At 59.6% G+C, this 26,087-nt stretch carries 22 protein-coding genes; 10 read left to right on the top strand and 12 right to left on the bottom strand.

Annotated elements, in window-relative coordinates:
• The first annotated feature begins 12 nt into the window (after positions 1 to 12).
• The gene (locus AC1D2R_RS13855; RefSeq protein ID WP_477967842.1) at positions 13 to 549 is read left to right on the top strand and encodes a GNAT family N-acetyltransferase; all 537 of its coding nucleotides are present in this window, start codon (positions 13 to 15) and stop codon (positions 547 to 549) included.
• Here the strand turns inward: AC1D2R_RS13855 and AC1D2R_RS13850 are convergent.
• From AC1D2R_RS13850 to AC1D2R_RS13820, 7 genes are all read right to left on the bottom strand, one after another.
• Positions 512 to 1,132, bottom strand: a complete 621-nt coding sequence (locus tag AC1D2R_RS13850) for a riboflavin synthase (RefSeq protein ID WP_477967841.1) — start codon at positions 1,130 to 1,132, stop codon at positions 512 to 514. The two genes, AC1D2R_RS13855 and AC1D2R_RS13850, sit on opposite strands and share 38 nt — an antisense overlap.
• Complete coding sequence (gene ribD, locus AC1D2R_RS13845) at positions 1,132 to 2,241, bottom strand: bifunctional diaminohydroxyphosphoribosylaminopyrimidine deaminase/5-amino-6-(5-phosphoribosylamino)uracil reductase RibD (protein ID WP_477967840.1); 1,110 nt, start codon at positions 2,239 to 2,241, stop codon at positions 1,132 to 1,134. Before ribD ends, AC1D2R_RS13850 begins: the two co-directional genes overlap by 1 nt.
• 3 nt (positions 2,242 to 2,244) lie before the next feature.
• Positions 2,245 to 2,721, bottom strand: coding sequence for a transcriptional regulator NrdR (gene nrdR, locus AC1D2R_RS13840; RefSeq protein WP_477967839.1), 477 nt, complete (start codon positions 2,719 to 2,721; stop codon positions 2,245 to 2,247).
• A 9-nt stretch (positions 2,722 to 2,730) separates the two neighbouring features.
• Entirely contained in the window at positions 2,731 to 4,029 is a 1,299-nt protein-coding gene (gene glyA, locus AC1D2R_RS13835) for a serine hydroxymethyltransferase (RefSeq protein ID WP_477967838.1), read from the bottom strand.
• 157 nt (positions 4,030 to 4,186) lie between these two features.
• Positions 4,187 to 5,491, bottom strand: coding sequence for a L,D-transpeptidase family protein (locus AC1D2R_RS13830; RefSeq protein ID WP_477967837.1), 1,305 nt, complete (start codon positions 5,489 to 5,491; stop codon positions 4,187 to 4,189).
• Positions 5,492 to 5,915: 424 nt separating this feature from the next.
• Complete coding sequence (gene ldtR, locus AC1D2R_RS13825) at positions 5,916 to 6,431, bottom strand: transcriptional regulator LdtR (protein ID WP_037063725.1); 516 nt, start codon at positions 6,429 to 6,431, stop codon at positions 5,916 to 5,918.
• 130 nt (positions 6,432 to 6,561) lie between these two features.
• Entirely contained in the window at positions 6,562 to 6,999 is a 438-nt protein-coding gene (locus AC1D2R_RS13820) for a DUF6163 family protein (protein WP_477967836.1), read from the bottom strand.
• 134 nt (positions 7,000 to 7,133) lie between these two features.
• On the opposite strand from AC1D2R_RS13820, the gene hemB reads away from it, so the two are divergent.
• From hemB to AC1D2R_RS13800, 4 genes are all read left to right on the top strand, one after another.
• The gene (gene hemB / locus AC1D2R_RS13815) at positions 7,134 to 8,147 is read left to right on the top strand and encodes a porphobilinogen synthase (protein WP_477967835.1); all 1,014 of its coding nucleotides are present in this window, start codon (positions 7,134 to 7,136) and stop codon (positions 8,145 to 8,147) included.
• A gap of 77 nt (positions 8,148 to 8,224) precedes the next feature.
• Entirely contained in the window at positions 8,225 to 8,683 is a 459-nt protein-coding gene (locus tag AC1D2R_RS13810) for an RDD family protein (protein ID WP_477967834.1), read from the top strand.
• 178 nt (positions 8,684 to 8,861) lie between these two features.
• Positions 8,862 to 9,638: an arginyltransferase gene (locus tag AC1D2R_RS13805; protein ID WP_477967833.1), complete on the top strand. Its 777-nt coding sequence runs from the start codon at positions 8,862 to 8,864 to the stop codon at positions 9,636 to 9,638.
• Positions 9,639 to 10,526: a DMT family transporter gene (locus tag AC1D2R_RS13800; RefSeq protein ID WP_477967832.1), complete on the top strand. Its 888-nt coding sequence runs from the start codon at positions 9,639 to 9,641 to the stop codon at positions 10,524 to 10,526.
• Here AC1D2R_RS13800 and AC1D2R_RS13795 read toward each other — a convergent pair.
• Together AC1D2R_RS13795 and parC are read right to left on the bottom strand one after the other, a co-directional pair.
• Positions 10,465 to 10,974: an SRPBCC family protein gene (locus AC1D2R_RS13795; protein ID WP_477967831.1), complete on the bottom strand. Its 510-nt coding sequence runs from the start codon at positions 10,972 to 10,974 to the stop codon at positions 10,465 to 10,467. The genes AC1D2R_RS13800 and AC1D2R_RS13795 overlap by 62 nt on opposite strands.
• A gap of 148 nt (positions 10,975 to 11,122) precedes the next feature.
• Positions 11,123 to 13,378, bottom strand: coding sequence for a DNA topoisomerase IV subunit A (gene parC / locus AC1D2R_RS13790; protein ID WP_477967830.1), 2,256 nt, complete (start codon positions 13,376 to 13,378; stop codon positions 11,123 to 11,125).
• A gap of 225 nt (positions 13,379 to 13,603) precedes the next feature.
• Between parC and AC1D2R_RS13785 the strand changes: the two genes are divergently transcribed.
• Positions 13,604 to 14,791: a hypothetical protein gene (locus AC1D2R_RS13785; RefSeq protein WP_477967829.1), complete on the top strand. Its 1,188-nt coding sequence runs from the start codon at positions 13,604 to 13,606 to the stop codon at positions 14,789 to 14,791.
• Between the two features lie 185 nt (positions 14,792 to 14,976).
• On the opposite strand, the gene aspS is transcribed toward AC1D2R_RS13785, so the two are convergent.
• The gene (gene aspS / locus AC1D2R_RS13780) at positions 14,977 to 16,767 is read right to left on the bottom strand and encodes an aspartate--tRNA ligase (protein WP_477967828.1); all 1,791 of its coding nucleotides are present in this window, start codon (positions 16,765 to 16,767) and stop codon (positions 14,977 to 14,979) included.
• 268 nt (positions 16,768 to 17,035) lie between these two features.
• On the opposite strand from aspS, the gene AC1D2R_RS13775 reads away from it, so the two are divergent.
• The 4 genes from AC1D2R_RS13775 (at position 17,036) to AC1D2R_RS13760 (ending at position 22,208) form a co-directional block, all read left to right on the top strand.
• The gene (locus AC1D2R_RS13775; RefSeq protein WP_477967827.1) at positions 17,036 to 18,427 is read left to right on the top strand and encodes a multicopper oxidase family protein; all 1,392 of its coding nucleotides are present in this window, start codon (positions 17,036 to 17,038) and stop codon (positions 18,425 to 18,427) included.
• Between the two features lie 83 nt (positions 18,428 to 18,510).
• Positions 18,511 to 19,656: a ribonuclease D gene (gene rnd / locus AC1D2R_RS13770; protein WP_477967826.1), complete on the top strand. Its 1,146-nt coding sequence runs from the start codon at positions 18,511 to 18,513 to the stop codon at positions 19,654 to 19,656.
• Between the two features lie 77 nt (positions 19,657 to 19,733).
• Entirely contained in the window at positions 19,734 to 20,804 is a 1,071-nt protein-coding gene (locus tag AC1D2R_RS13765) for an adenylate/guanylate cyclase domain-containing protein (RefSeq protein ID WP_477967825.1), read from the top strand.
• A 45-nt stretch (positions 20,805 to 20,849) separates the two neighbouring features.
• The gene (locus tag AC1D2R_RS13760; RefSeq protein ID WP_477967824.1) at positions 20,850 to 22,208 is read left to right on the top strand and encodes an esterase-like activity of phytase family protein; all 1,359 of its coding nucleotides are present in this window, start codon (positions 20,850 to 20,852) and stop codon (positions 22,206 to 22,208) included.
• An 82-nt stretch (positions 22,209 to 22,290) separates the two neighbouring features.
• On the opposite strand, the gene ppx is transcribed toward AC1D2R_RS13760, so the two are convergent.
• Positions 22,291 to 23,814 (bottom strand): exopolyphosphatase, encoded by a 1,524-nt coding sequence (gene ppx / locus AC1D2R_RS13755; RefSeq protein WP_477967823.1) that lies wholly within the window; start codon positions 23,812 to 23,814, stop codon positions 22,291 to 22,293.
• An 11-nt stretch (positions 23,815 to 23,825) separates the two neighbouring features.
• Complete coding sequence (locus AC1D2R_RS13750; RefSeq protein WP_477967822.1) at positions 23,826 to 26,030, bottom strand: RNA degradosome polyphosphate kinase; 2,205 nt, start codon at positions 26,028 to 26,030, stop codon at positions 23,826 to 23,828.
• Between the last annotated feature and the right edge of the window lie 57 nt (positions 26,031 to 26,087).

The following is a 26,087-nucleotide window of genomic DNA, read 5'->3' as shown; positions in this document are numbered from 1 at the left end:
ATGAGGCATTTCATGACAATCATTCCTACCATCGAGACGGAGCGGCTGACGCTGAGGCCGCATACCGTCGACGACTTCGAAGACTATCAGGCCCTGTGGAGCGACGAGGACATCGTACGCTTCATCGGCGGCGCGCCTTCGACACGTGAACAGGCATGGGCTCGACTGCTCCGCGTCGCCGGCATGTGGCATCATATGGGATTCGGCTTTCTGGCGATCGAAGAAAAGCAGAGTGGTCGCTTTATCGGGGAAGCGGGCTTCCTCGAAATGAAGCGGGACATGCAGCCGATCACGACTGAGGGAACTCTGGAGACCGGCTGGGCTTTACTTGCGGCCGCCCAGCGCCGCGGCTATGCGACCGAGGCATTGCAAGCGCTCATCGCCTGGGCAGAAAGGCGCTTTCCGTCAAAACAGATGACCTGCATCATCGACCCCGAAAACGCCGCCTCGTTGCGCGTCGCCGAAAAGCTTGGCTTCCGGGAGGCGGGGCGATCAAACTATAATGGCGAGATCATTCTGCTTTCGCGGTCGGGAATTCAGCCAACCTAGCGGCATAGCGTGCCATCGTATCGACTTCAAAATTAACGAAATCTCCGGCCGTGCGAGCGCCCCACGTCGTCACTTCAAGCGTGTGGCGGATCAACAGCACGTCGAAATCGGTGTGTTCGACGGCATTGACCGTCAGCGACGTACCATCAAGCGCAATCGAACCCTTAGACGCCACGAACTTGGCCAGGTGCTCCGGAGCGCGCAGGCGGTAGCGTGTAGCATCCCCCTCTTCCGTGACCGACAGGATCTCTGCCTTGCCGTCCACGTGCCCGGAGACGATGTGGCCGCCCAGTTCATCCCCGATCTTCAGCGAGCGCTCCAGATTGACGCGGCTGCCTTCCTTCCAGGTCGCGATCGTTGTCAGCCGCAACGCTTCTTCCCATGCTTCAACTTCGAACCAGCGGCCGTTGCTTCCTGCGCTCGGTAGGCCGGTCACCGTCAGGCAAATGCCGGAATGTGAGATCGAGGCGCCCATGTCGATCGTCGCTGGATCGTAGCTTGTGGCCACACGTAGCTTGATGCCTTCTTTCAAAGGCGAAACGGATTCGATCGTGCCGACATCAGTGACAATTCCGGTAAACATCAAACGTCTCTTTCATATTCGTCCAGGCGGTCGTCGCCGACAATGAAGGTGCCTACGTGGGTGAAACCCGATGGCATATCGGTTTTATCGAGCGGCGTTTCAATACCGCCATCTCCAATGATGCCCGGTCCTTGATAGAGCAAGATGCGATCGACATAGCCGGCATCAAGGAAGAGCCGTGCTGTTTTCGCTCCACCCTCGACAAGCAATGAGGAGATTCCCCGGGAGGCAAGAGCGGGAAGAAGCTCGTCCAGACGATAGGGATTGCATTGAACGATCTCCACACCTGCCGCGTCGAGCGCTGCGCGGCGGGCGAGAAATTCAGCGTCCTCGCTATTGTCGAAGTGAGGTGGCTCGGCTGCGACAACAATGACCGGGACGTCCCTTGCGGTCTCGACAAGCTTGCTGCTCAGCTGCAGCGACAGCTTTTCGTCGAGGACGATACGGATCGGCGACCGCCCTTCCAGCCCTCTTGACCGGACGGTCAGCAGCGGATCGTCTGCCATCGCCGTCCCTATGCCCACGAGGATCGCATCGGCTTCTGCCCGGAGCATCTGCACCTCAGCGCGCGCAGCAGCGCCGGTGATGGCGATCTGGCCCTCGCCCTTCCTGCCGATCATTCCGTCAGCAGAAACTGCAAGTTTGAGAATCACATAGGGGCGATGCTTCGTCTGACGCGTGAGGTAGGCAGCTAGAGAACGCTTGCCCTCTTTTTCCAGGACGCCGGCATCGACCTCAATACCCGCGTCGCGAAGCATGGCGATGCCCCTGCCCGAGACGCGCGGGTCCGGATCCGTGACACTGATAACGACGCGGCCAACACCAAAGGCAATCAAAGCCTCGGCGCAGGGAGGCGTCTTGCCATGATGCGAGCAGGGTTCAAGCGTCACATAAGCCGTCGCGCCGCGTGCCGACTCGCCGGCTTCGGCCAAGGCCTGCGGCTCGGCGTGCGGGCGACCGCCGATCGCGGTCACGCCGCGGCCGACGATCTCGCCGTTGCGGACAATGACGCAGCCGACAGAGGGGTTGGTTGATGTTTGCCCCAGATGGAGGAGACCCAACCGGATCGCCTCCTGCATGAAACGCGCGTCGTCTGGCGAAGCGCTCATGGCCTATATGTCCGAGGGGTCGCGGGCGATCTTGGCATTGATCTCGGAAATGACTTTCTCGAAATCCTCGGCATGGGAAAAGTCGCGATAGACCGACGCATAACGAACGAAGCCGACGTCATCGAGGCTCTTCAGGGCTTCCAGCACCTGAAGGCCGATCTGCTCCGAGCTAATCTCCACCTCGCCGGAGCTTTCCAGCCGCCGGACGATGCCAGAGACAGCACGCTCAATGCGGTCCCGGTCAACTGGACGCTTGCGCAGCGCGATCTCGAAGGACCGCACCAGCTTGTCGCGGTCGAAAGGCACCTTCCGGCCCGTCTTCTTCGACACCATCAGTTCGCGCAACTGAACGCGCTCGAAGGTCGTGAAGCGGCCCCCGCAATCAGGGCAAATACGCCTGCGGCGGATGGACGTATTGTCCTCCGCCGGGCGTGAATCCTTGACCTGTGTGTCTTCCGATCCGCAAAATGGGCAGCGCATGCGCTATCCTTAGCCGATGTAGTCGTACATTGGGAAGCGGCCGGTGAGGTTCATCACCTTGCCACGCACGGCTGCTTCGACGGCAGCATTGCCTTCGTCGGAGTTGGCCACCTTCAGACCGTCGAGAACCTCGACGATAAGGGTGCCGATTTCCCTGAATTCCGCTTCCTTGAAGCCACGCGTGGTGCCGGCCGGTGCGCCGAGACGGACACCTGACGTAACAAAGGGCTTTTCAGGGTCGAACGGGATGCCGTTCTTGTTGCAGGTGACGTAGGCGCGGCCAAGCGCTGCTTCGGCCCGCTTGCCAGTCGCGTTCTTCTTGCGAAGGTCGACGAGCATCAGATGATTGTCGGTGCCGCCGGAGACGACGTCGAGGCCGCCTGCGAGCAGGGTTTCCGCGAGCGCCTTGGCGTTCTTGACGATCTGCGCGGCATAGTCCTTGAACTCCGGCTCAAGCGCTTCGCCGAAGGCGACTGCCTTCGCAGCGATGATGTGCATCAGCGGACCGCCCTGGAGACCCGGGAAGACGGCCGAATTGAACTTCTTCGCCAGATCCTCCTCGTTTGTCAGGATCACACCGCCGCGCGGGCCACGAAGCGACTTGTGGGTCGTGGTCGTGGCAACATGGCAATGCGGGAACGGCGACGGATGCTGACCACCGGCAACGAGGCCGGCGATATGGGCCATGTCGACCATGAGGTAGGCGCCGACGCTATCGGCGATCTCGCGGAAACGCTTCCAGTCCCAGATGCGGGAGTAAGCCGTGCCGCCGGCGATGATGAGCTTCGGCTTGGTTTCTTCGGCCTTACGGGCGACTTCGTCCATGTCGAGCAGGTTGTCGCCTTCGCGCACGCCGTAGGAGACGACGTTGAACCACTTGCCGGACATGTTGACCGGAGAGCCGTGCGTGAGGTGGCCGCCCGAATTGAGGTCGAGGCCCATGAAGGTATCGCCCGGCTGCAGCAGCGCCAAGAACACGGCCTGGTTCATCTGCGAACCGGAATTCGGCTGAACGTTGGCGAAGTTGACGCCGAAGAGCTTCTTGGCGCGATCGATTGCGAGTTCTTCCGCGATGTCGACGAACTGGCAGCCGCCATAGTAGCGCTTGCCGGGATACCCTTCGGCATACTTGTTGGTCATGATGGAGCCCTGGGCTTCCAGCACCGCGCGTGAAACGATGTTTTCCGATGCAATGAGTTCGATCTCATGCCGCTGGCGGCCGAGTTCCTTTTCGATCGCGCCGAAGATTTCCGGATCGGTATCGGCTAGCGAACGATTGAAGAAGGTCTGAGTGGAAGCATTGGTCATGGGCGGGCTCCTCAACTTGAATGCGCGAAGCTTTAGCCTTCCGCTTTCACGAGAGCAATACGAAGAACGACATTTGCTAGGCAATCTACGCGCAACAAAAAACCGCGCCCGGAAGGGCGCGGCTTCGAATGCAATTGCTGGGCAATTGGCCTTCGCCTTACTGAACCGGCTGTTCCGTGCCAGCGGTTGTATCGAGCGCCAGTTCGGCGTTGCCGTCCATCTGGTAAATGTCGTCGCGGAACTGCACTACGCCGTCGGGCATGCCCCAGGCGGAGATATAGACAAAGTAAACCGGAACTTCCTCAGCAAGTTTGATCGGCGTGTTGACGCGGGTCGTGATGACCTGCTCCATCTGCTGGCGGGACCAAGGCGGAGTGTCGCGCAGCAGCCAGTTCGTCAGATCGCGGACGTTCTGAACGCGGACGCAGCCGGAAGACTCAAAGCGCATGAGCTTGTTGAACAGGCCCTGCTGCGGCGTGTCGTGCATGTACTCGCCGTTCTTGTTGTAGAAATTGATCTTCGTCGATGCCATGGCGTTGATCTTACCCGGGTCTTGCCGGAACATAAGGTTCGGAGCTTTCTCGGCGTTCCAGTCGATCGTTTCCGGGGCAACCTCGTTCCCCTTGCCGTCGAGGAGGCGAATGGCATTTCTCTCGAGATAGGTCGCGTCCTTGCGCATCAGCGGCACGATGTCCTTTTCGACGATCGAGCGGGGCGCCGTCCAATAAGGATTGAGGATAACTTCGTAGATCTTCGAGTTGACGAGATGCGTGGGGCGGCTGAGACGGCCAACGACCGCCGCATGTCGCGTCGCAACGCTGCCGTCTTCGACAGCCTCGACATAGGCGGCCGGAATGTTGACCATGACGTGGCGGCGACCGAGTTCTGGCGGGAAGGTCTGCAGGCGGATGAAGTTGGTGTTCAGCTGCTGCAGGCGCACGTCGGCTGGAATGTTCATCGCCTTCAGCGTGAACTCCCCGATAACGCCGTCGGCCGGAAGACCGTGGCGCGCCTGGAAGCGCTTCACGGCACCATCCACGTAGGAGTCGAATGCCGAGGACATCCCCGCTTCGCGCGGCAGGTCCCCGGTGATGGCAAGACGCTGGCGAAGAGCCTGGACGGACTGGTCGGTGACGCCAATCTGCAGACGCTGTTCGCCCGGATTGACCTGGGGCCAGCCACCGGCTGATGCGATCTGCTGATACTGCGAAATAGCCTGCTGAATGCTGCCGACCGACTGCGGTCCGAGGATCGGCGTATTGGAAACCATGGCAGTCGCCGTACGGGAGGCAGCCTTCGCATCGAACTGATCGTCCCAATCGCCGCGCTCGGGCGCATTGATCAACGAATCGATCGCGGTCTGTGCCAAAGCAGGGGCTGCAACTGCGCCCGCACCGATCATTGCAGCCGACGCTAGAAACGCCCGGCGAGAGAGAACTTCAGTTCCGTTTTTTTTTGACATCATCCCAACCACTAAATTGCCGCTGCTTGAGAGACCGGCGGCCTTTGCCCTATCACTGCGAGAACGCAGTCCCTATCAACCCGTTGCCACGGCACACCACAAAAGTACGCTACCGGCGATCACATGATTGCGAGCAGGAAGCGCCAGGCTATTGGACCTCTGACTTGGGAAGCCCAAGTTGCCGTGCGTTTCCGCTGACATGCTAATATGGCCGATTCGTGTCGCCGATGCAGAACGCAACCTTCGATAGCAAGCAACCTTGCACAAACTGTGGCGGTCAATAGCGGCTAAAAAACGGCTTGAAAACAGGCGATTGCGCTTCCCCGTCATGCGTTGCAAAGATGACACGCGCACCCTCAACTGCAAAACCGGACGCGCAGGGAAACGCACCCGGTTTTCTTTGACCTTGGAGGGGTCTTGGTCCTTAGAGACGGTACAGGATCTGATCGTTCCAGAAGCGGTCGAGACGGGTCAGCAGCTTATTCATCTGCGTGAATTCATCCGTGCCGATGCCGCCGACCTTGTCGATCGAGGCGATGTGGCGCTCATAAAGCTTGCCCACGGTTTCAGCGATGTCCTGGCCAGTTTCCGTCAGACTGATGCGGACCGAGCGACGGTCGATGCGCGAGCGCTGATGGTTGATGAAGCCGAGGTCGACGAGCTTCTTGACGTTGTAGGACACGTTTGAGCCCAGGTAGTAGCCCCTGGAGCGAAGTTCGCCGGCGGTCAGTTCCGAGTTGCCGATGTTGAAAAGGAGAAGAGCCTGGACGGCGTTGACGTCGCTACGACCCTGACGGTCGAACTCGTCCTTGATGACGTCGAGGAGACGGCGGTGAAGACGTTCAACAAGGTGAAGGGATTCCATGTAAAGATCACGGATGCCCTGCTCCTGCTGGTCACGGAAGTTCGATACCGCCTGCGGCTTGATTTTCGTGTTCATGATGACTGCCTCACTGTTTGTTTGGCGGTGTTGGTTTTCTTCCCGCCTTGAGACAGACCCTATCGAATACAAATAAAATTCTACTTAAACCGCAGGCTTAACAGTGCCTTACCGAAAACCCATCGTTGTATCAGGGTAAATCAACGCTTACCTGCTTTCGCCGTCTTCGCTTTTCCTGCCAGAGCACAAAGCGAAATATGCAATACAAAGCAGCGACAAGAAGGTGCAGCAGGATGATAAGACGGTTGGCGCCAAAAATCTCCGGCAGGAACCCATACATGATGATCTGGCCGCCAGCCGCAAGCACCCAGATCACCGGCCCCCAGGAGACAACCAGCCACAGACCGAGCGCTGCAACCGGAAAAACAACAGCCAGACATGTGCTCGCCACCTTCCACGGCAGGCTGAGAAGATCGAAGCGCCCCGCACCGACAAGCGAATAGCCGACGAGCATCGCCCAATACTGCAAGCCGAACCAGAAGCAGGAGATCGCAACCAGCCGCAGGAAAAGGATAAAGAGAACGCTTGCCAGCGTGTTTTTCGGTATCGTCGGAGAATCAGCGTCCATACTTGAGACAATAGGGGTGCGGTTGCGCCTTCGCCAGCGCTTCGTCCATTGCGGCCAATCGTCCGGTTTCGATTTTGCAGGCAGCATGATAATGAGCACACCGACAAGTGGAATGGCTGAAAGTTAGAACGACCATGCAGGACAAGACGCACCTCGTCGATGAAATCACCGGACACCGCCGCATGCGGCGCAACCGCAAGGCCGACTGGACCCGCCGGCTGGTACAGGAAAACCGTCTGACGGTAGACGATCTCATCTGGCCCGTCTTCGTCGTACCTGGTTCCGGCATCATCGAGCCAATCCCGGCCATGCCAGGCGTAAACCGCATGAGCGTGGACAGGCTGCTCGAGGCCACAAGGGAAGCCGCCGATCTTGGCATCCCGGCGATCGCGACCTTCCCGAATATCGAAATGGAACTGCGTGACGAAACCGGCTCCAACAGTCTTGAGGTCAACAATCTGATCAATCAGGCAACGGCCGCGATCAAGAAAACGGTCCCCAATATCGGTGTCATCACCGATGTGGCACTTGATCCCTTCACCAGCCATGGTCACGACGGCATTTTGCGGAACGGCGAGATAGTCAATGACGAAACCGTGGAACAGGTCTGTCGCGCAGCGGTTATGCAGGCAGAGGCCGGCTCCGATATCATTGCACCCTCGGAAATGATGGATGGCCGGATTGGTGCAATCCGCAGGGCGCTGGATGCCGCCGGCCACCAGGATGTTGGCATCATGAGTTACGCCACCAAGTTCGCGTCGGCGTTCTATGGACCTTATCGGGAGGCAATTTCCACCGGCGGCCTGCTGAAGGGCGACAAGAAGACCTACTACATCGATCCGGCCAACGGCACCGAGGCAATCAGGGATGCGGCACTCGACGTCGAGGAAGGCGCCGACATGCTCATGGTCAAGCCTGGCCTGCCCTATATCGACATCTGCTGGCGAATGAAGGAGGCGTTCGGCCTGCCGACATTCGCCTACCAGGTTTCGGGCGAGTATTCGCAGATCAAGGCGGCCGCGATGAACGGCTGGATCGACGGCGAGCGGGCGATGCTCGAAACGCTGCTGGCGTTCAAGCGCGCCGGATGTGACGGCGTCCTGACCTATTTTGCTGTAGAGGTCGCCAGACTATTGGCAAAACGCTGATCGTTGCCCGCCAATATTGTATTTGAAAGCAGCGATCCCATATTTGCGGCATCGCTTCTCGTAAGGAGACCGTTAAGATGACGCTCAACTCGAATCCGCTCTATGCCGCACCGGACGACTGGCGCGCCTATAGCGGCACGCTGAGCCGTCGTGCCTTTGCGTTCGTTCTCGACTATGTCATCATTCTGCTGCTCTGCATCCCGGCAGCGGTGGTGCTGTTCTTTCTGTCGATCGTCACGCTGGGGCTTGGCTTCTTCCTTTACCCGGCACTCTTCGTGATCGTCGCCGGCCTCTATTTCGGGTTCACGGTCGGTGGTGCCAGCCAGGCTTCGCTCGGAATGCGGGCGATGGGGATCGCGATCGCGCGTGTAGATGGGCATCGCATGGATTTCCTGCTTGCAATTGTTCATCTGGCGCTATTCTGGATACTGAACTCCGTTCTGACTCCGCTGATTCTGCTTGCCGGACTTTTCACAGATCGCAGCCGCCTCATCCACGATTTTCTGGTCGGCACCGTCACGATCCGGACAGCCTGAAAATTCTCGCGGCACGCTGAAATATTGGCGCTTCTCCAGCCTTTGCCGGAGAAACTTGTGGCCCATATCCAAAAGTATAACAGGTCAACACGCGCGCACATCCGCCGTGCTGTTGACGTTTTCTTTTCTTAAGTCATGCTGTTCATAAGCATGTAACCAAGGGATATCTCCGCAGCAGATGAACACGCAGACAACGCCATCACCGCAGTTTTATCTGACGGCCCCGGCTGCCTGCCCCTATCTGGCCCACGAAATGGAACGTAAAGTCTTCACCCATCTCGTCGGCCCGCGCGCGGCCGAAATGAATGACATCCTGACGCAAGGCGGCTTTCGTCGCTCGCAGAATATTGCCTACCGCCCGGCCTGCGAAGCCTGTCGCGCCTGCATTTCGGTACGCATCCTCGCGCAGGAGTTCGAGCCGACAAAATCGATGAAGCGTGTTTTGGCGGCTAATGCCGACATCATCGCGACCGAGTTTCCGGCCCAGCCCTCCAGTGAACAATACTCGCTGTTTCGCCGCTACCTGGACTATCGACATCAGCAGGGCGGCATGTCCGACATGACGGTGCTGGATTACGCGATCATGGTCGAGGACACGCACGTCAACACCAAGATCATCGAATACCGGCGTCGCGTGGAAGGATCCGGCCTCGAAGCCCGACCGAGCGGGGAACTGGTTGCGGCAGCGCTGACAGACACCATGAGCGACGGCCTGTCTATGGTCTATTCCTATTTCAATCCTGAGCTCGAACGGCGTTCGCTCGGAACTTTCATGATCCTGGACCACATCCGGCGTGCAAGGGTGCTCGGGCTGCCGCACGTATATCTCGGCTACTGGGTTCAAGGCTCGCGGAAAATGGACTACAAGACCCGCTTCCAACCGCAGGAGCATCTGACGCCGCGCGGATGGGAGCGTTTCGATCCCTCCATTTTGCCTGAAAGCACCCACGACTAAATGCCCCTACCCGCTCTTTCCGACCATCGGAAAGGCCTGCTGCTGACGGCGATCGGCGGCCTTGCTCTTTCCATGGACATCCCACTCGTGCGTCTCGCCCACGGCGACATGTGGTCAATCCTCTGCACACGCAGCATCACGACAGTTATCGTGACGCTGCTCGTTGTTTGCGCGATACGATATGTAAGGGGAGCCTGGCCGGTTCTGCTGCCCGGCCGCCATGGCATTGCCGCGGGGTTGCTCTACGGGCTTTCGACATTGACGTTCCTGCTGGCGGTCTTCCATACGGCGACCGCCAACGTGGTGTTCATCGTTGCGTTCAATCCAATGTTCGGCGCCCTCTTGTCGTGGGTATTCCTGAAGGAGCGACCGGTCGTGGCCACCATGGCGACCATGATGGCCATGGTGTTCGGGGTCAGCCTGATCGTTTACGACGGGCTGGCCGGCGGCCATATGTTCGGCGACGCGATGGCGCTGCTCAGCGCCTTCATCCTTGCTTCCGCAATCACCATCAGTAGGGCGTCGCGCAAAGATATGGGCTTCGTGCCGCTGCTGGCCGCGATCATTCCCGCGGCGCTCGGCTTCGCAATCGTATTGCCGACCGGTCTTTCGATTGAGCATCCTGCCTGGATCATCTTCAACGGCGCGATCCTCATGCCGGTGGCATTCTGGTGTCTTGCCACCGGGCCGCGCTATCTGTCTGCGCCCGAAGTCGGGATGTTCTATCTCCTTGAAACGATCCTGGCGCCGGTGTGGATGTGGACAATATTCGCGGAAATGCCGCCGGCGATGACGCTCATGGGCGGCGCCATTCTGGTGTGCGCAATTATGGTGCACTCGCTTTGGATGGTGCGGAGGAAGCCTGCGCAAGCAGCTCTTGCACATTGACCCCGCGCATCGCCTCGAGCTCCCGTTCAAGTCCATGCATCACGTGAACCCAGCCCTGGCGGGTCTGCTCCTCGAACTGCGCCCATTCGGCGCACATTTCGTGTGAGAGCGTCAGCCGTGTTCCTTCTGGCAATGGCTCGATTTCGATCTGGATACGATCGGCGTTATGATCATGCTCGGCCACCGAGAAGCAGAAAACCATCCGCCGCGGCCGACGCAACTCCAAAAACACGCCATAATGAACCGCATCGCCTGTCGGCCGCCTGTCGATGACGAGAAAATGGCCGCCCACTCGCGGATCGATATCGGCACGGATGACGCGCCCCCCATCTGTCGCGAATAGGAACCGCTTTGCGATCTCTGGATTGAGCCATGCGTCATAGACCGCACAGGGCGACGCTGCGTAAGTATGCGCTACATTCAACGTAATGGTATTGCAGGCACCCATCAACATTCCTCCGTGATCGGACGTGCAGCCTTCACCAGCCGCACATACGATCATTCCGTCCGCCTCGGAATGATGTTGTCCATGTTGTGATTACAGGACAAAACTAGAGGAATTGCCCCACTCGCCAAGAGCGGAGCGCTGATATATTTCAGCCTGCGAATTTGCCGCTTCGGGGAAAGCCCTTGGGAACGGTACGGCCGGCAGACGCGCGATCGGCCAACCATTCAGAAAGCTCGTCCTTGCCCTTTTTGAAGGTGCGGCCGGCGCTGTCTTCCCAGACGAGCCCATCGGCGATCGCAAAGCAGCGTACATCAGATATGCCGCCATCCTTATAACGTTGCAATCGAACACCCTTGCCTCGGGACATCTCCGGCACCTGCTCAAGCGCAAAGACAAGCAGCTTGCGATTCTCGCCGACGACGGCGACGTGATCACCGCTGACGGGAACGAGCAGCTTCGTTTCGTCCGGCATCGACACGTTCATGATCTGCTTGCCCTTGCGCGTATTGGCGACCATATCGGCTTCCACGACGACAAAGCCATTGCCAGCTGTGGAGACGATCATCTGCCTGCGCTGGGGATCGTGGACAAAGGCAGTCAGGACGTCCTGGTCGTTGTCCATGTCGATCATGATGCGCAGCGGCTCGCCGTGGCCTCGGCCACCCGGCAACCTGTCACCGCCAAGCGTGAACGCCTTGCCGCCTGTCGTGACGATCAGGATCTTGTCGGTGGTCTGCGCCGGGAAGGCGATCCGCAGTCCGTCGCCTTCCTTGAAAGTCAGGGTCGCGGTGTCGGAGATGTGTCCCTTCAGGGCGCGGATCCATCCCTTTTCAGAGACGACGACGGTGATCGGCTCCTTCTCGATCATCGCCTGCTGGATCGCCTCTTCGTCGGCGTCCGGGGCCTCGGCGAACTGGGTGCGGCGGCGGCCAAGCTCGGTTGCCTTGGCAAATTTCTTCTTGACCTCGCCGATTTCCCAGGCGACCGTCTGCCACTGCTTTTCCTCAGAGGCGAGTAGAGCTTCGATCTCGCCTTTTTCATTGGTGAGCGCATCGAACTCGGTGCGGATCTCGAACTCTTCAAGCTTGCGCAACGAGCGCAGCCGCATGTTCAGGATTGCTTCGACCTGATTGTCGGTCAGCCCCCAGCGGGCAACCATCACGGGCTTTGGCTCATCCTCCTCGCGAATGATCCTGATCACCTCGTCGATGTTGAGGTAGGCGATCAACAAGCCCCCGAGGATCTCGAGGCGCTTGTCGATCGCGGCAAGGCGGAAGCTCGAGCGGCGCTGGAGCACTTCGCGGCGGTGATCCAGCCACTCCTTGAGGACATCGTTCAGCGCCATGACGCGCGGAATGCGGCCCATGGAGAGCACGTTCATGTTCAGCGGGAAGCGGCTTTCGAGCTCCGTCAGCTTGAACATCGACTCCATCAGGATGGTCGGATCGACCGTACGGTTCTTCGGCACCAGCACGACGCGGACGTCTTCCGCCGACTCATCGCGTATGTCTTCCAGCAGCGGCAGCTTGCGCGCGATCAGGAGCTCGGCGATCTTTTCGATCAATCGCGACTTCTGGACCTGGAACGGAATCTCGGTGACTATGATCTGGTAGCCACCGCGCCCGAGATCCTCGATCTGCCACTTGGCACGCACACGGAAACCGCCGCGGCCGGTCTTGTAGGCCTCGACGATGCTTTCCCGATTGTCGATGATGATACCACCCGTGGGAAAGTCGGGACCCGGGATGAATTCGACGAGCTTTTCGACGGTCGCGTCCGGATGCTTGATCAGATGCAGTGCGGCGTCGCAGAGTTCGTGCGCATTGTGCGACGGGATGGATGTCGCCATGCCCACAGCGATGCCCGAGGAGCCGTTTGCCAACAGGTTCGGGAATGCACCGGGAAGAACAGTCGGTTCCTCGTCTTCCTCGTTGTAGGTCGGCCGGAAATCGACGGCATCCTGCTCGATGCCTTCGAGCAGCAGCGATGCCACCTCCGTCATGCGCGCTTCGGTATATCGATAGGCCGCGGCGCTATCGCCATCGATATTGCCGAAGTTGCCCTGCCCGTCGACAACGGGGTAGCGCTGCGAGAAATCCTGTGCGAGGCGCACGAGTGCGTCGTAGACGGATTGGTCGCCGTGCGGATGAAACTTACCGATCACGTCGCCGACGATGCGGGCGCACTTCTTGAATGACGAATTGGAGCGAATTCCCATCTCGCTCATCGCATGGATAATGCGGCGGTGGACGGGCTTCAGGCCGTCTCGAACATCCGGCAGCGCGCGGTGCATGATGGTCGACAGCGCATAGGCAAGATATCGCTCCTCGAGCGCTGCCTTCAGGTCGACCGGCAAAATGCTGTCATCGTCTCCGCCTGACGGCGGCAAAATCTCTTGTCCCATTCGTCTTGACTAACCGAGATGCCGGTTCCGAGCAAGGAATCCGGGCATTCCGGCTGTGGATGAAGTCTTCGAACGGGAAGAAAACAACGCCCTGGGCCGATCCGCCTGAATTTGGACTTTGTTTGCTTATCCCTTCAACACAAATTTAGAAATCCCGAAATATAAACCGCCATCGATCCGTAGTAGATTGACGGCCAATTTCACACCGCCACCAGAGGACTACCAATGACATTTTACAGGACGACGCGGCTTATGCTCTCGGGCGTGGCTTTTCTTTCGCTTGCCGGCTCCGCCTTCGCTCTTGACGGCCAGGACCTGCTGAAGAAAATCAACGCGGCCTACACCCTTCAGGGCGGTACACTCGCAGCCGACGGCGTCGATGTCGACGGCACGACGGTCACGCTGAAAAATGCAAGCTTCAAGCCCAACAGCGGCGCGGCCCTGCCGATCGGCGAAATCACGCTGACCGGGGTCGAGGAGGACGAGGATGGCGGCTACTACATCGAGGAAGCTGCGTTCCCCGACATCAACACAACAAACGATGGCGCGACGCTGACGGCAACAGACCTGACGCTCGGCGGCATTTCGATCCCGGCCGATCCGAAGGGCGAAGGCCTGGATTCCATGCTGCTTTATGAGAGTGCGCACAGCGGTCCGGTGAAAGTCGTCAAGGACGGCGCGGAAGTCTTCTCGCTCGGCGGCAGCGACGTCAATCTGACGCTGCGCGAAGACGAATCCGGCTTCGACTTCGATGGCGCGTTCAAAAGCCTCAAGGCCGACCTCACCAAGGCTAGCGACCCGCAGAGCAAAGAAGCGATTGACAAGCTCGCGCTCCAGCATATCAATGGCGACATCACCATGAAAGGCGCCTGGGAGCTGACGCCGGGCACCATTGACGTTTCGGAATTCGCGTTCGATTTCACCAATATCGGCAAGCTGAACCTGGCATTCAAAATCTCCGGCTACACGATGTCCTTCGTGAAGTCGCTGCAGGAAGCCGCCAAGCAGGCGGAAGCCAACCAGAACAAGGAAGAAGCACAGCAGGCGTTCGGCCTGTCAATGCTTGGCCTGATGCAGCAACTGTCGTTCGAAAGCGCCCAGATCCGCTTCGATGATGCGTCGATCACCAAGCGCGCACTCGACTTCGCCGGCAGCCAGCAGGGCATGTCCGGCAAGCAGATGGCGGATTCGCTAAAGGCTATGACGCCGATCATGCTGGCGCAGCTCAATATCCCTGAGCTGCAGAACGCGGTGTCGGCTTCGGTCAGCACCTTCCTCGACGACCCCAAGAGCCTGACGGTGCGCGCAGCGCCTGCCAAGCCAGTACCGCTGCCGATGATCATGGGTGCCGCAATGGGTGCGCCTAATACGCTGCCGGAGGTGCTGGGCGTCAAGGTTTCGGCGAACGACTAAGACTGCGGTCTCGACTTGAAGAACCCGGCGCGCCTTGCTCACCGGGTTCTTTACGTTGTTGTTCCGGGGTGTCCCGCTTTGTTTACCGTGGATCTGCGCGAAGCGATCTACGCTGCGGTCTGACGCATGGTCCTGAAACAAAAAACCCGGCTCACGCCGGGCTTCTTAACTCAAACGTCGATCGCTCAGTCCTTCTTGACGGGCGGGATTGGCCGGATCGCGAGTTCGCGCAGCTGTGCCGGCGTCGCAGGGGTCGGAGCGCCCATGAGGAGATCCTGCGCCTGCTGGTTCATCGGGAAGAGCGAGATCTCGCGCAGATTCTTGGCGCCGACGAGCAGCATGACGATACGGTCGATGCCGAAGGCGGCGCCACCGTGCGGCGGCGCGCCGTATTGGAAGGCACGGTAGAGGCCGCCGAAGCGGTCCTCGACGTCCTGCTGGCTGAGACCGACCTTTTCGAAGGCGGCGACCATGGTCTCCGGCGACTGGTTGCGGATCGAGCCCGAGGCGATTTCGAAGCCGTTGCAGACGGCGTCGTACTGGTACGCCTTGATCGTCAACGGATCCTGGTTCAGCAGCGCGTCGAGGCCGCCCTGCGGCATCGAGAACGGGTTGTGCGCGAAATCGATCTTCTTCTCTTCCTCGCTCCATTCGAAGAACGGGAAGTCGACGATCCAGCACAGTTCGAAACGGTCGCGATCGATCAGGTTGAGCTCGTCGGCAGCACGGTTACGGGCTTCACCTGCGAACTTGTAGAACTTGCTCGGCTCGCCGGCGACGAAGAAGCAGGCGTCGCCCGCTTCAAGGGCGAGCTGCGTGCGGACCGCGTCTGTACGCTCCTCGCCAATGTTCTTGGCGAGCGGGCCGGAGCCGGCGATCTTTCCGTCTTCTTCCTTCCAGAAGATGTAACCGAGGCCCGGCTGACCCTGGCTCTGCGCCCAGGCGTTCATGCGGTCGCAGAACGCTCTGGAGCCGCCGGTCTTTGCCGGGATCGCCCAGATCTCGACCTTCGGGTTCGAGGCGATCATGCCTGCGAAGACCTTGAAGCCGGAGCCGGCGAAGTGATCGGTGACGGCTTCCATGACGATCGGGTTGCGCAGGTCTGGCTTGTCGGAGCCGTACTTGCGGATCGCCTCGTCGTAAGGAATCCGCGGCCATTCCTTGGTAACAGGCTTGCCTTCGGCGAATTCCTCGAAAATCGAGGTCATCATCGGACCCATCGTGTTCCAGATGTCCTCCTGCTCGACGAAGCTCATTTCGAGGTCGAGCTGGTAGAATTCGCCCGGCAGACGGTCTGCGCGCGGGTCTTCATCGCGGAAGCACGGGGCAATCTGGAAATAGCGATCGAAGCCGGCGACCATCAGCAGCTGCTTGTACTGCTGTGGCGCCTGCGGCAGTGCGTAGAAGGTCCCGGGGTGGATACGGCTCGGCACAAGGAAATCGCGCGCCCCTTCCGGCGAAGATGCCGTCAGGATCGGCGTCGTGTATTCGGTGAAGCCGACATTGCCCATTTCGCGGCGCATGGAAGAAATCACCTGCGTCCGCTTCACGATGTTCTTGTGCAGTGTCTCGCGGCGCAGATCGAGGAACCGGTACTTCAGGCGCACGTCTTCCGGATACTCGGGCTCGCCGAAAACCGGCAGCGGCAGCTCCTTGGCAGCAGAGAGAACTTCGATCTCCTGCGCGTAGAGTTCGATCTCGCCGGTTGCCATCGTCTTGTTGACGGTGTCATCGGTGCGCGCCTTGACGAGGCCATCGATGCGGATGACCCACTCGCCGCGGACGGCTTCGGCCTGCTTGAAAGCAGGCGAATCCGGATCGGCGACGACCTGGGTAATGCCGTAGTGATCGCGAAGGTCGATGAAGAGGACGCCGCCATGGTCGCGAACGCGATGGACCCAGCCGGAAATCCGGACAGTCGAGCCGACATCCGACTTGCGGAGGGCTGCACATGTGTGGCTGCGGTAGCGATGCATAATCTCAATTCCCGGTATTTGGCTTAAGACGGCAGCAAGGGGCTCCAATGGCTCTCCCGCGCCGACAAGAAAATCGGGCGGAAAAGCGCATGGACTGCCTGATTTGTCAAGACTTGGCACAAGCGGCATGCGCTTTGGGAAGGGATAATGGTCACGGTACTGGCCTCCCATGCTGCGAAGGCGTGCGTCAGTTTGGCAGCTGATACATATTGCTGAAGCCAGCGGTCAACTTTAAAGAGGAACAAGATCGTCGTTCCGGAGTTTCGCCATGCCCCTCCTCAGCCGCCGCAATCTGTTGAAGGCCTCGGCCGTGGCGGGCGCCTACGGGATCGGCGTCGGGGTCGCGGGAAAGTTCGGGTTCGCGGAAGCCGCGCCAGAACCGCAACTGCTGAAGGCCATGAAGACGCAGGCGGCTCTGACGAATACAGGGCTGACCAAGGATATCATGAGCTGGGGTGATACCGGGATGCCGCCGGCGCTCCGGATGATCAAGGGGAGACCCTACGCCGCAAGGCTGACCAACACGCTCGACGAGCCGACAACCATCCATTGGCATGGCTTGAGAATCGCCAACAAGATGGACGGCGTCCCCTTCATGACACAGCCCTACGTCTATACCGGCGACAGCTTCGACTACAACTTCACGCCCCCTGACGCCGGCACCTTCTGGTATCACCCGCATTGCAACACGCTGACGCAGATGGGCCACGGCATGACCGGCGTGATCGTGGTCGAAGATGCGGCCGATCCGATATTCGATTCCGAAGTCGTGCTCAATCTGAGGGACTGGCGACTCGGCAGCGACGGGCAGTTCATTGCCCCCTTCCGGCCGCGCGATGCGGCGAAGACCGGCACCTATGGAACGGTCAGGACCGCCAACTGGCATCAGGAACCTGAGTACGATGCGCCTGCCGGCGGCCTGATCCGGGTCAGGATTGCCGTTACCGACGTCACCCGCATCTTCTCGCTGAAGATGGAAGGCGCCGAGGCGACGGTGATCGCGATCGACGGCAACCCGGTACCGAAGCGGTTCCCCCTCGACCTGCTGCTGATCGGACCCGGCCAGCGTCTCGACCTTGCAGTCCGCATGCCCGACAATGAAGGCGCGATCGCAACACTGGAAGACATCCGCGGGACCACGCCGAAGACGATCGCCAAGCTCCGAGCCGTTGGACTATCCTTGAAGCGTGATGTCGGCGACCTGACGGCGCTTGGCGAAAACCCAGTTGCCAAGGCAGACCTTTCCTCAGCACGGAAGATACCGCTCATCCTCAGCGCGACGGCCGAAAGCGCACCCGCCGACAGCATCTGCGGCACGCTGGGCTACAGTTTCTGGGCGATCAACAAGGTGCCGTGGCCGGGCGACGCGTCCGATCCGACCGCCCCCCTTGCTGAACTCAAGCTGGGGCGGAGTTATATACTGCAGCTCGAGAACGTGACGCCCCACGCCCACCCCATCCACCTGCACGGCATGAGCTTCACGACGATCTCATCATCGATGCGCGAGGTCATGCCGCTCGTCTCCGATACCTACTTGATCCAGCCGGACGAGAAGGTGCAGCTTGCATTCGTGGCCGACAATCCGGGCGACTGGCTGTTGCATTGCCACATCATCGAGCACCAGAAGACCGGCATGACGAGTTATATCAGGGTTGTTTGAGGGACAATTGCGGGTTCCGGTTGACATATCCGGCTGAAAGGAGAAGGAAGATTTATCAACCTTTGTCCTGTGAATGAATTGAGATGATCGAAACAACCGCCGAATTGGAGGCGGCCTGCAAAGAGCTGGCCAAGTCAGAATTCATTACCATCGACACCGAGTTTCTTCGGGAAACGACGTTCTGGCCGGAACTTTGCTTGATCCAGATGGCCAGCCCGACGACAGAAGTCCTTGTCGATCCGCTGGCGAAGGGTCTCGATCTCAAGCCGTTCTTCGAGCTGATGGCCAATGCCGGCGTGCTGAAGGTCTTTCATGCCGCGCGTCAGGATATCGAAATCATCTTCAACCGCGGCGGCCTGATCCCGCATCCGATCTTCGATACGCAGGTCGCGGCCATGGTCTGCGGCTTCGGCGATTCTGTATCCTACGACCAGCTCGTCAGCCGCACCAAGGGCGTACAGATCGACAAATCGTCGCGTTTCACCGACTGGAGCCGCCGACCGCTATCGGAAAAGCAGCTCGACTATGCGTTGGCCGACGTGACGCATCTGCGCGACGTCTATCTCTATCTCAAGGCAGAGCTCGAGCGCGAGGGGCGTTCCTCGTGGCTTTCGCAGGAAATGGATATCCTCGAAGCCCGCGAAACCTACGACATGCATCCCGACGATGCCTGGCAGCGCCTGAAAATGCGCCTGCGCAAGCCGCAGGAACTTGCTATCCTGAAATATGTCGCAGCTTGGCGCGAACGCGAGGCGCGCTCGCGAAACGTCCCGCGCTCGCGCGTCCTGAAGGACGACGCAATATACGAGGTCGCACAGCAGCAGCCGAAGGATGCCGAAGCGCTCGGCCGGCTGCGGACGATTCCGAAGGGCTGGGAGCGTTCGGCGGCAGGCACGGCGGTGGTCGAGGCAGTCAACGAAGCGCTCTCCCTGCCGAAGGCCGACATGCCCCACGCTCCACGGCAAAGCCAGCCGCCTGAAGGCGCTGCAGCCGCGGCGGAATTGCTGAAGGTTCTTTTGAAGCTGATCTCTGAGAAGCATGGCGTCGCGCCGAAGGTTATCGCCAACAGCGAGGATCTCGACAAGATTGCAGCCGAAGGCGAGAAAGCCGAGGTCGCGGCATTGCAGGGATGGCGCCGGGAGCTTTTCGGCGAGCCGGCGCTACAGCTTATCCAAGGTCAGGTGGCGCTTCGCTTCGTCGGCAAGAAAGTCGAGACCGTCACTCTCTGATCGCCCTTTTTTGAACGCTTTGTATTTCCTATATGCCGAACGGGCATCCGGCAAACTGTCAAGGCGAAAAGGACGGCATGAGGGAAATATCTCCGGTCCAGAACTGGCTTTTGATCGCGCTCGTGATGGCGGCGAGCGGCGTTCTTTATGACGTGTTGTTCTTTGGGGACAGCCGCCCGTTTATCGGCGCGACGTTCGCACTCTTCATCGGGATGCCCATCCTCGCCTTTGAGCGTAAGGTCTTGTTTCGCGGCCTTTACCGCCGCATTCAATTGCTACCGACGCTGACCTTTATCCTGGCCGAGCTGTTCATTTATGAAATCCTGATGAGTGTCGGCTTTGCCGCTGCCGGGTTGTCGCTCTGGTGGCTTGGTCTGATCGAGCCGGCCACTTGGGTCGATGCGGTCATTCTGCCGTTCCATGTTTTCCTCTATGCACTGGCCGTCTGCACCCTCCTCATCTTTGTCCTTCGGGTGCGAGAACTGCTCGGTCGCGATGTCTTTACCAGCATGCTGGTCAGCCGATATCGCAAGCCGATCAGCGAGGAACGCGTATTCCTTTTCATCGACCTGGTGGATTCGACCGCGTTTGCGGAAAAGCATGGCGACTTGCGCGCGCAGCAGATGCTGAGCTCGCTATTTGCGGCATTCGCAGAACCGGTCCGAAAGTACAAGGGCACGATCGACGACTATGTCGGAGATGCGGCGATCATAACCTGGCCGCTTGAGCGTGGAGTTAAATTCTCCAGATGCGTGAACTGCGTTTTCGAAATCATCAGCACGATAGAAGCCGATGCCGAAAGCTGGCTGAAGCAGTATGGGCAAGTCCCACGCCTTCGCGCGGCCCTGCATGGTGGCAACATCATCACGGCCGAAATAGGGATCGACCACCATAAGATCACCTATTTCGGCGACACGATAAACACCACGGCCCGACTGGAATCCCTTTGCAAGACACTGAACCGCTCCGTCCTCATCTCGTCTGATCTCGCTCAGAGGATCAAACTGCCGGAGACTGTTTCGGCCGAGGATCTTGGCCATCACGCCGTCAAGGGACGCGGGCAAAGCCTTGCCGTTATTGCGCTTTCCACGGCCGACAGTCGACTGGCGTCACCAAAGCTTCATGCAGGCGTCAACGCGCCGACATGAAAGCCCTGCTAATCGAAACCCGCATTCAGTTCCCTGGGGGTTTCCATGAAAAATGCTCTTCGTGCTTCCATTTCGTTTGTTCTTTTGGTTGCCGGTTCCGCCGCGGCCGACCAGCAACAGTTCCCCGCAAAGCTCGCAGGTCAGGCCATTCTGCCCGCCAACACGCTCGTTCCGGCACCTGCCGATGCTCCCGAGTTCCTCAAGCATTCCGGTAAGTTCACAACGCCTGACCGCAAGCGCACGGGAGCACTCGGCAGCGTTCCGGGCAAGGATGGCGCCCGCATCACCGATCTGAAGCTTCCCTTGGACGGACAGCCAATCCAAGGGTTCTCCGGCATCAAGACCATGCCTGACGGCACTTTCTGGACCCTGTCGGACAACGGCTTCGGCTCCAAGGCCAACTCAAGCGATGCCATGCTCTTCCTGCATCAAGTGAAGTTCGATTGGAATACGGGCAAGGTCGAAGTGGTGAAAAACCTGTTCCTCTCGGACCCGGACAAGAAGGCCCCCTTCCCGATCGTGCTCGAAGGCGCAGAAATGCGCTATCTCACCGGTGCGGATTTCGACATCGAATCGGTGCAGCCGGTTGCTGACGGCTTCTGGATCGGCGACGAGTTCGGTCCCTACATCCTGAAGTTCGACACCCAGGGCCGCCTGACCGATGTTGTCGCGACTGTCGTCGATGGAAAGCCAGTTTTGTCGCCCGACAATCCGCTTGTCTCGGTTCCTGCCAATCCGGCAGCCAAGATGCCGGTGTTCAGCCTGAAGCGCTCTGGCGGCTTCGAAGGTCTCGCGATGTCGAAGGACGGCAGCAAGCTCTATGGCCTGCTGGAGGGCGCGCTGTATCAGGACGACGGCAAGATGGAGACGGTTGACGGGCATACCGCCATCCGCGTCATCGAATTCGACACCACTTTGAAGAGCTGGACCGGCCGCAGCTGGCTCTATCCGTTTGAGGACAAGGGTGCCTCGATCGGCGATTTCAACATGCTGGACGGTGCGACCGCTCTGGTCATCGAGCGCGACAACGGAGCCGGCACGAAGGACAAGGCTTGCGCCGATTCCAAGCAGCCGAAGCCGGATTGCTTCGACGCTCCTGCCGACCTAAAGCGTATCTACAAGGTCGAGTTCAACGACGCCAATGCCGGCAAGGCAGTGCGCAAGATCGGCTATATAGATCTGATGCGTATCGAAGACCCTGACAACAAGAAGAAGCAGGGCGGCGGCAAGGGCTTCTACGACATGCCGTTCGTGACCATCGAGAACGTCGATCGCGTCGATGCCACGCATATCGTCGTCGGCAACGACAACAACCTGCCCTTCTCCGCAGGTCGCGCGGTCGACAAGGCCGACGACAACGAGTTCAACCTGCTCGAAGTCGGCGAACTGCTCAACGCGAAGTAAGGCGTCGATCCTCACCTGAAACAGCCCCCGTTTGCAGGAACTGGGGCTGTTTGCATATTGGCAGGCTGCAATGCGCAGATGACTATTCGAAGCGGAATGCCAGGCGTTTGTTGGTGAGCTTGGAGAGCTGCTGCAAACGACCATCGAGGCGCTCGCCGGCGAAATCGCGATACTCCGCGGGAACGACGAATTCGAGATCGAGATCCGGGTTGGACGACTTCGCGAACGTCAGATTGCGCACGATCCCCGGCATCGACGCCGAGAAGAGGTACACGACCCGCAGAATGCCCCCCAACAACTTGGCGCGCTCCATATATAGCGGCGTAGCGATCGTCGCCAGCGCCCCGGTCGCGCCGTTATCATTCAGCCCTTCGAAGCGATAGTAGTTCGCGAGCGCAATGAACGCCCGTCCGGGATGGCTGATGCCGACGAAAGACGAGTGCGCAATGATGTTCAGCGCCTGCAAGCCGCGATAGTCGGGGTGGGCACGCCAACTGATATCTGCCAGAAGACAGGCGGCTTGCCGGTATCGCGCCTCTTCCTCCGTCTCTGATATGCCGAACAAGGGCATGATCCGCCCCGTCCAGTCAGCGAGCTCGCGGGCGTGCTCGGGAGAGCGCGCGCGCAAAATGGCGAGCTCGCTCGCAGCCGCCAGCAACGGATCGGCGCGGCGCTCGCTTTCGGACAGCAGCGAATAGAGGTAGCCTTCACGGACGCCCTGCCCCGAGAACGAGATGACCGAGGGCTTCATCGCGCTCAGGACTTCCTTCATAGCAACGGCGCCGAAGGGCAGCAGTGCGCGGCGATACTTCGAAACCGCCATCCATGCCGGGTCCTTGGAATCCCTGGCCGTCTCGACCTGGCTGAGGAACTGCATCATCGCGTCGAGCGAGACTTCGTAGCCCTGCATCATGTGCAACGGATAGTTGGTCATTTCCATGTGTAACTTGGCGATGTTTCGCCATGTGCCGCCAACCGCATAGAAGGTTCGGCCCTCGCCCTTTGCCAGCAGCTTGGCGCTCGTCTTCACATGCTTGCGGGCAAACGCGTGTGCTTTGGCAAGCGAACCGCCGGCATATTCCGACAGACGCAGACCACCGAGCGGCAGCGTAATACCCTTGCCGATCTCCTTGCCCTTGATGTCAATCAGCTCAAGCGAGCCGCCGCCCAAGTCGCCGGCGATGCCGTCCGGGGCAAAGAAGCCGCTGACGATACCGAGAGCGGAAAACTTGGCCTCCTCCTCGCCTGAGAGTACGCGAACCTTGCGCCGGAGGATGGTTTCGGCCCGATGAATGAAGTCCGGTCCGTTGGACGCCTCGCGGGCTGCGGCCGTGGCCAGCACGTACATCGTGGCCGCGCGTGCCTGATCGGACAGCGCCTTGAAACGATGCAGGGCGTTCAAGGCACGCTCGACGCTGGCCTCGTCCATCTTGCCGGTCAGCGCGATGCCTTTGCCGAGGCCGCAGAGTACCTTTTCGTTGAAAAGGATCGTCGGCGACCGGGACATGCCTTCATAGATGACCACCCGGATCGAGTTCGACCCGATATCGACGACGGAGACCGGAGCAATCCCTGGAAGGCGCCCCTGGGCTTCTGATTCAACCATACAGGTCCAGTTTATCTTTGCGTTCGGCCGGAAAGCAGGCCGGCAATCAGCATTGGCGCACTGGATTTCAGGGCTTCACCACGGCCGGAAAGGCTGGGATTGGTCATGAAATACTGTTGCGCGTTGAACGGCTCCTCGCCCTTGCGCACTTCCATGCGCCGGGACGTTCCGTCGGCCAATATCTCGTAGCTTTGCTGATTGTCAATGAGATTGCCAAGCATGATCTGTGACAAAACCTGCTCATGAACGGTCGGATTGGTGAGCGGAACCAGCGTTTCGACGCGCCGATCGAGATTTCTGGGCATCATGTCTGCGGAGCCGATGTAAACGAGTGCCTTGTCGGAGGGAAGTCCCTGACCGTTGCCAAAGCAGAAGATGCGGCTGTGTTCCAGGAAGCGACCCACGATGGATTTGACACGGATATTCTCGGAAAGGCCGGCCACCTGCGGGCGCAGGCAGCAGATGCCGCGAATGACCAGATCGATCTCGACGCCGGCGCGGCTCGCCGTGTAGAGCGCATCGATGATCTCCGGATCGACCAGCGAATTCATCTTCATCCAGATCGCCGCCGGCGCGCCGCTCTTGGCGTGCTTGATCTCTTCCTCGATATGTCGAACGATGCGCGAGCGCAGCGTATACGGGGAAACCGCGAGCTTCATGCTTTCTTCCGGCTCGCCATAGCCGGTGATGAAGTTAAAGATATTCGCCATATCGTGCGCGATCACCGGGTTGCAGGTGAAAAACGACAGGTCGGTGTAGATCTTTGCGGTAATCGGGTGATAGTTGCCGGTACCGAGGTGGCAGTAGCTACGCAGCTTGCCTTCTTCGCGGCGAACGACCAGCGACATTTTGGAGTGCGTCTTCAGTTCGATAAAGCCGAAGACAACCTGGACGCCAGCACGCTCAAGGTCGCGCGCCCATCGGATGTTGGCCTCTTCGTCGAAACGAGCCTTCAGCTCCACAAGTGCAGTCACGGACTTTCCGGATTCAGCCGCATCGATCAAAGCGCGGACGATCGGACTGTCGTTCGATGTGCGGTAGAGCGTCTGCTTTATCGCCAGAACGTCAGGATCGCGCGCAGCCTGGAGAAGAAACTGGACCACCACGTCGAAGGATTCATAGGGGTGGTGGACGACCATGTCCTTCTCGCGGATGGCTGCGAAGCAGTCGCCTGCGTGCTCGCGGACGCGTTCGGGAAATCGCGCATTGTAGGGCGGAAATCGAAGATCGTCGCGCGGCGCCTTGGTGATCTCGGAGAGCGTGTTCAAGGCGAGCAGGCCCGGCAGGACCGCGACGCGGTTGTCCGGGACGTTCAACGCCTGGACAACGAACTGCCGCAACGACGCCGGCATCTCGGAATCGGTTTCGATGCGGATCACGGAACCGCGACGACGTCGCTTCAGCGCCGTTTCGAAGAAGCGTACCAGATCTTCGGCTTCTTCTTCCACTTCGATATCGCTGTCGCGGATGATGCGGAAGGTTCCGGAACCCTGTACCTCGTAGCCTGGATAGAGCCGGTAGATGAAGATGTTTGCGACATCCTCGAGCGTGATGTAGCGAATGGTATTGCCGTCGTCAGGCAGCCGCACAAAACGGTCCAGCGCCGGCGGCAGACGCAGCAGTGCCGTCATCGGGTCGCGGCCGTTCTTGCTGACCAGCTGAAGGCCGATCGAGAAGCCCAGGTTCGGAATGAAGGGGAACGGGTGCGCCGGGTCGATCGACAGGGGCGTCAGGACCGGGAAGATCGCCTGCTCGAATTCGGTCGCAAGCCAGTTGCGGTCGGTTTCGCTGAGCGCGCCCGGACGGACGATCAGAATGTCTTCCTTAGCCAGATACTGCTGCAGGACCGCCAGCGATGCCTGCTGCTCCATCTGCAGGTTGTCGATTTCCTGCAGGATGGCGTCAAGCTGTTCTGCCGGCGTCTTGCCATCCGGAGTACGGACAACGATGTTCTGGCGCACCTGGCCTTCGAGGCCGGCCACGCGCACCATGAAGAATTCATCGAGGTTGGCAGCCGAAATCGAGAGGAAGCGAACGCGCTCGAGCAGCGGATGCTCAGTGTTCAGCGTCTCCTCAAGGACACGGCGGTTGAACTGCAGCCAGGAGAATTCGCGGTTGATGAACCGCTCGGGGCTCGCCAGCAATTCTTCAAGCGGCGGAACATTCCCCTTTGTTTCGGGAGTAGGCTCGAGGTGCTCCGCGACTGCACTGTCCATGATCTGATTGCCCCGTTTCAATTTGGCCAAGCCAAGTATATCAGTTTCACGACGGAA

The organism is Rhizobium sp. P1_C7 (assembly GCF_056406295.1).
This window is presented reverse-complemented; position numbering and strand designations above follow the sequence as displayed.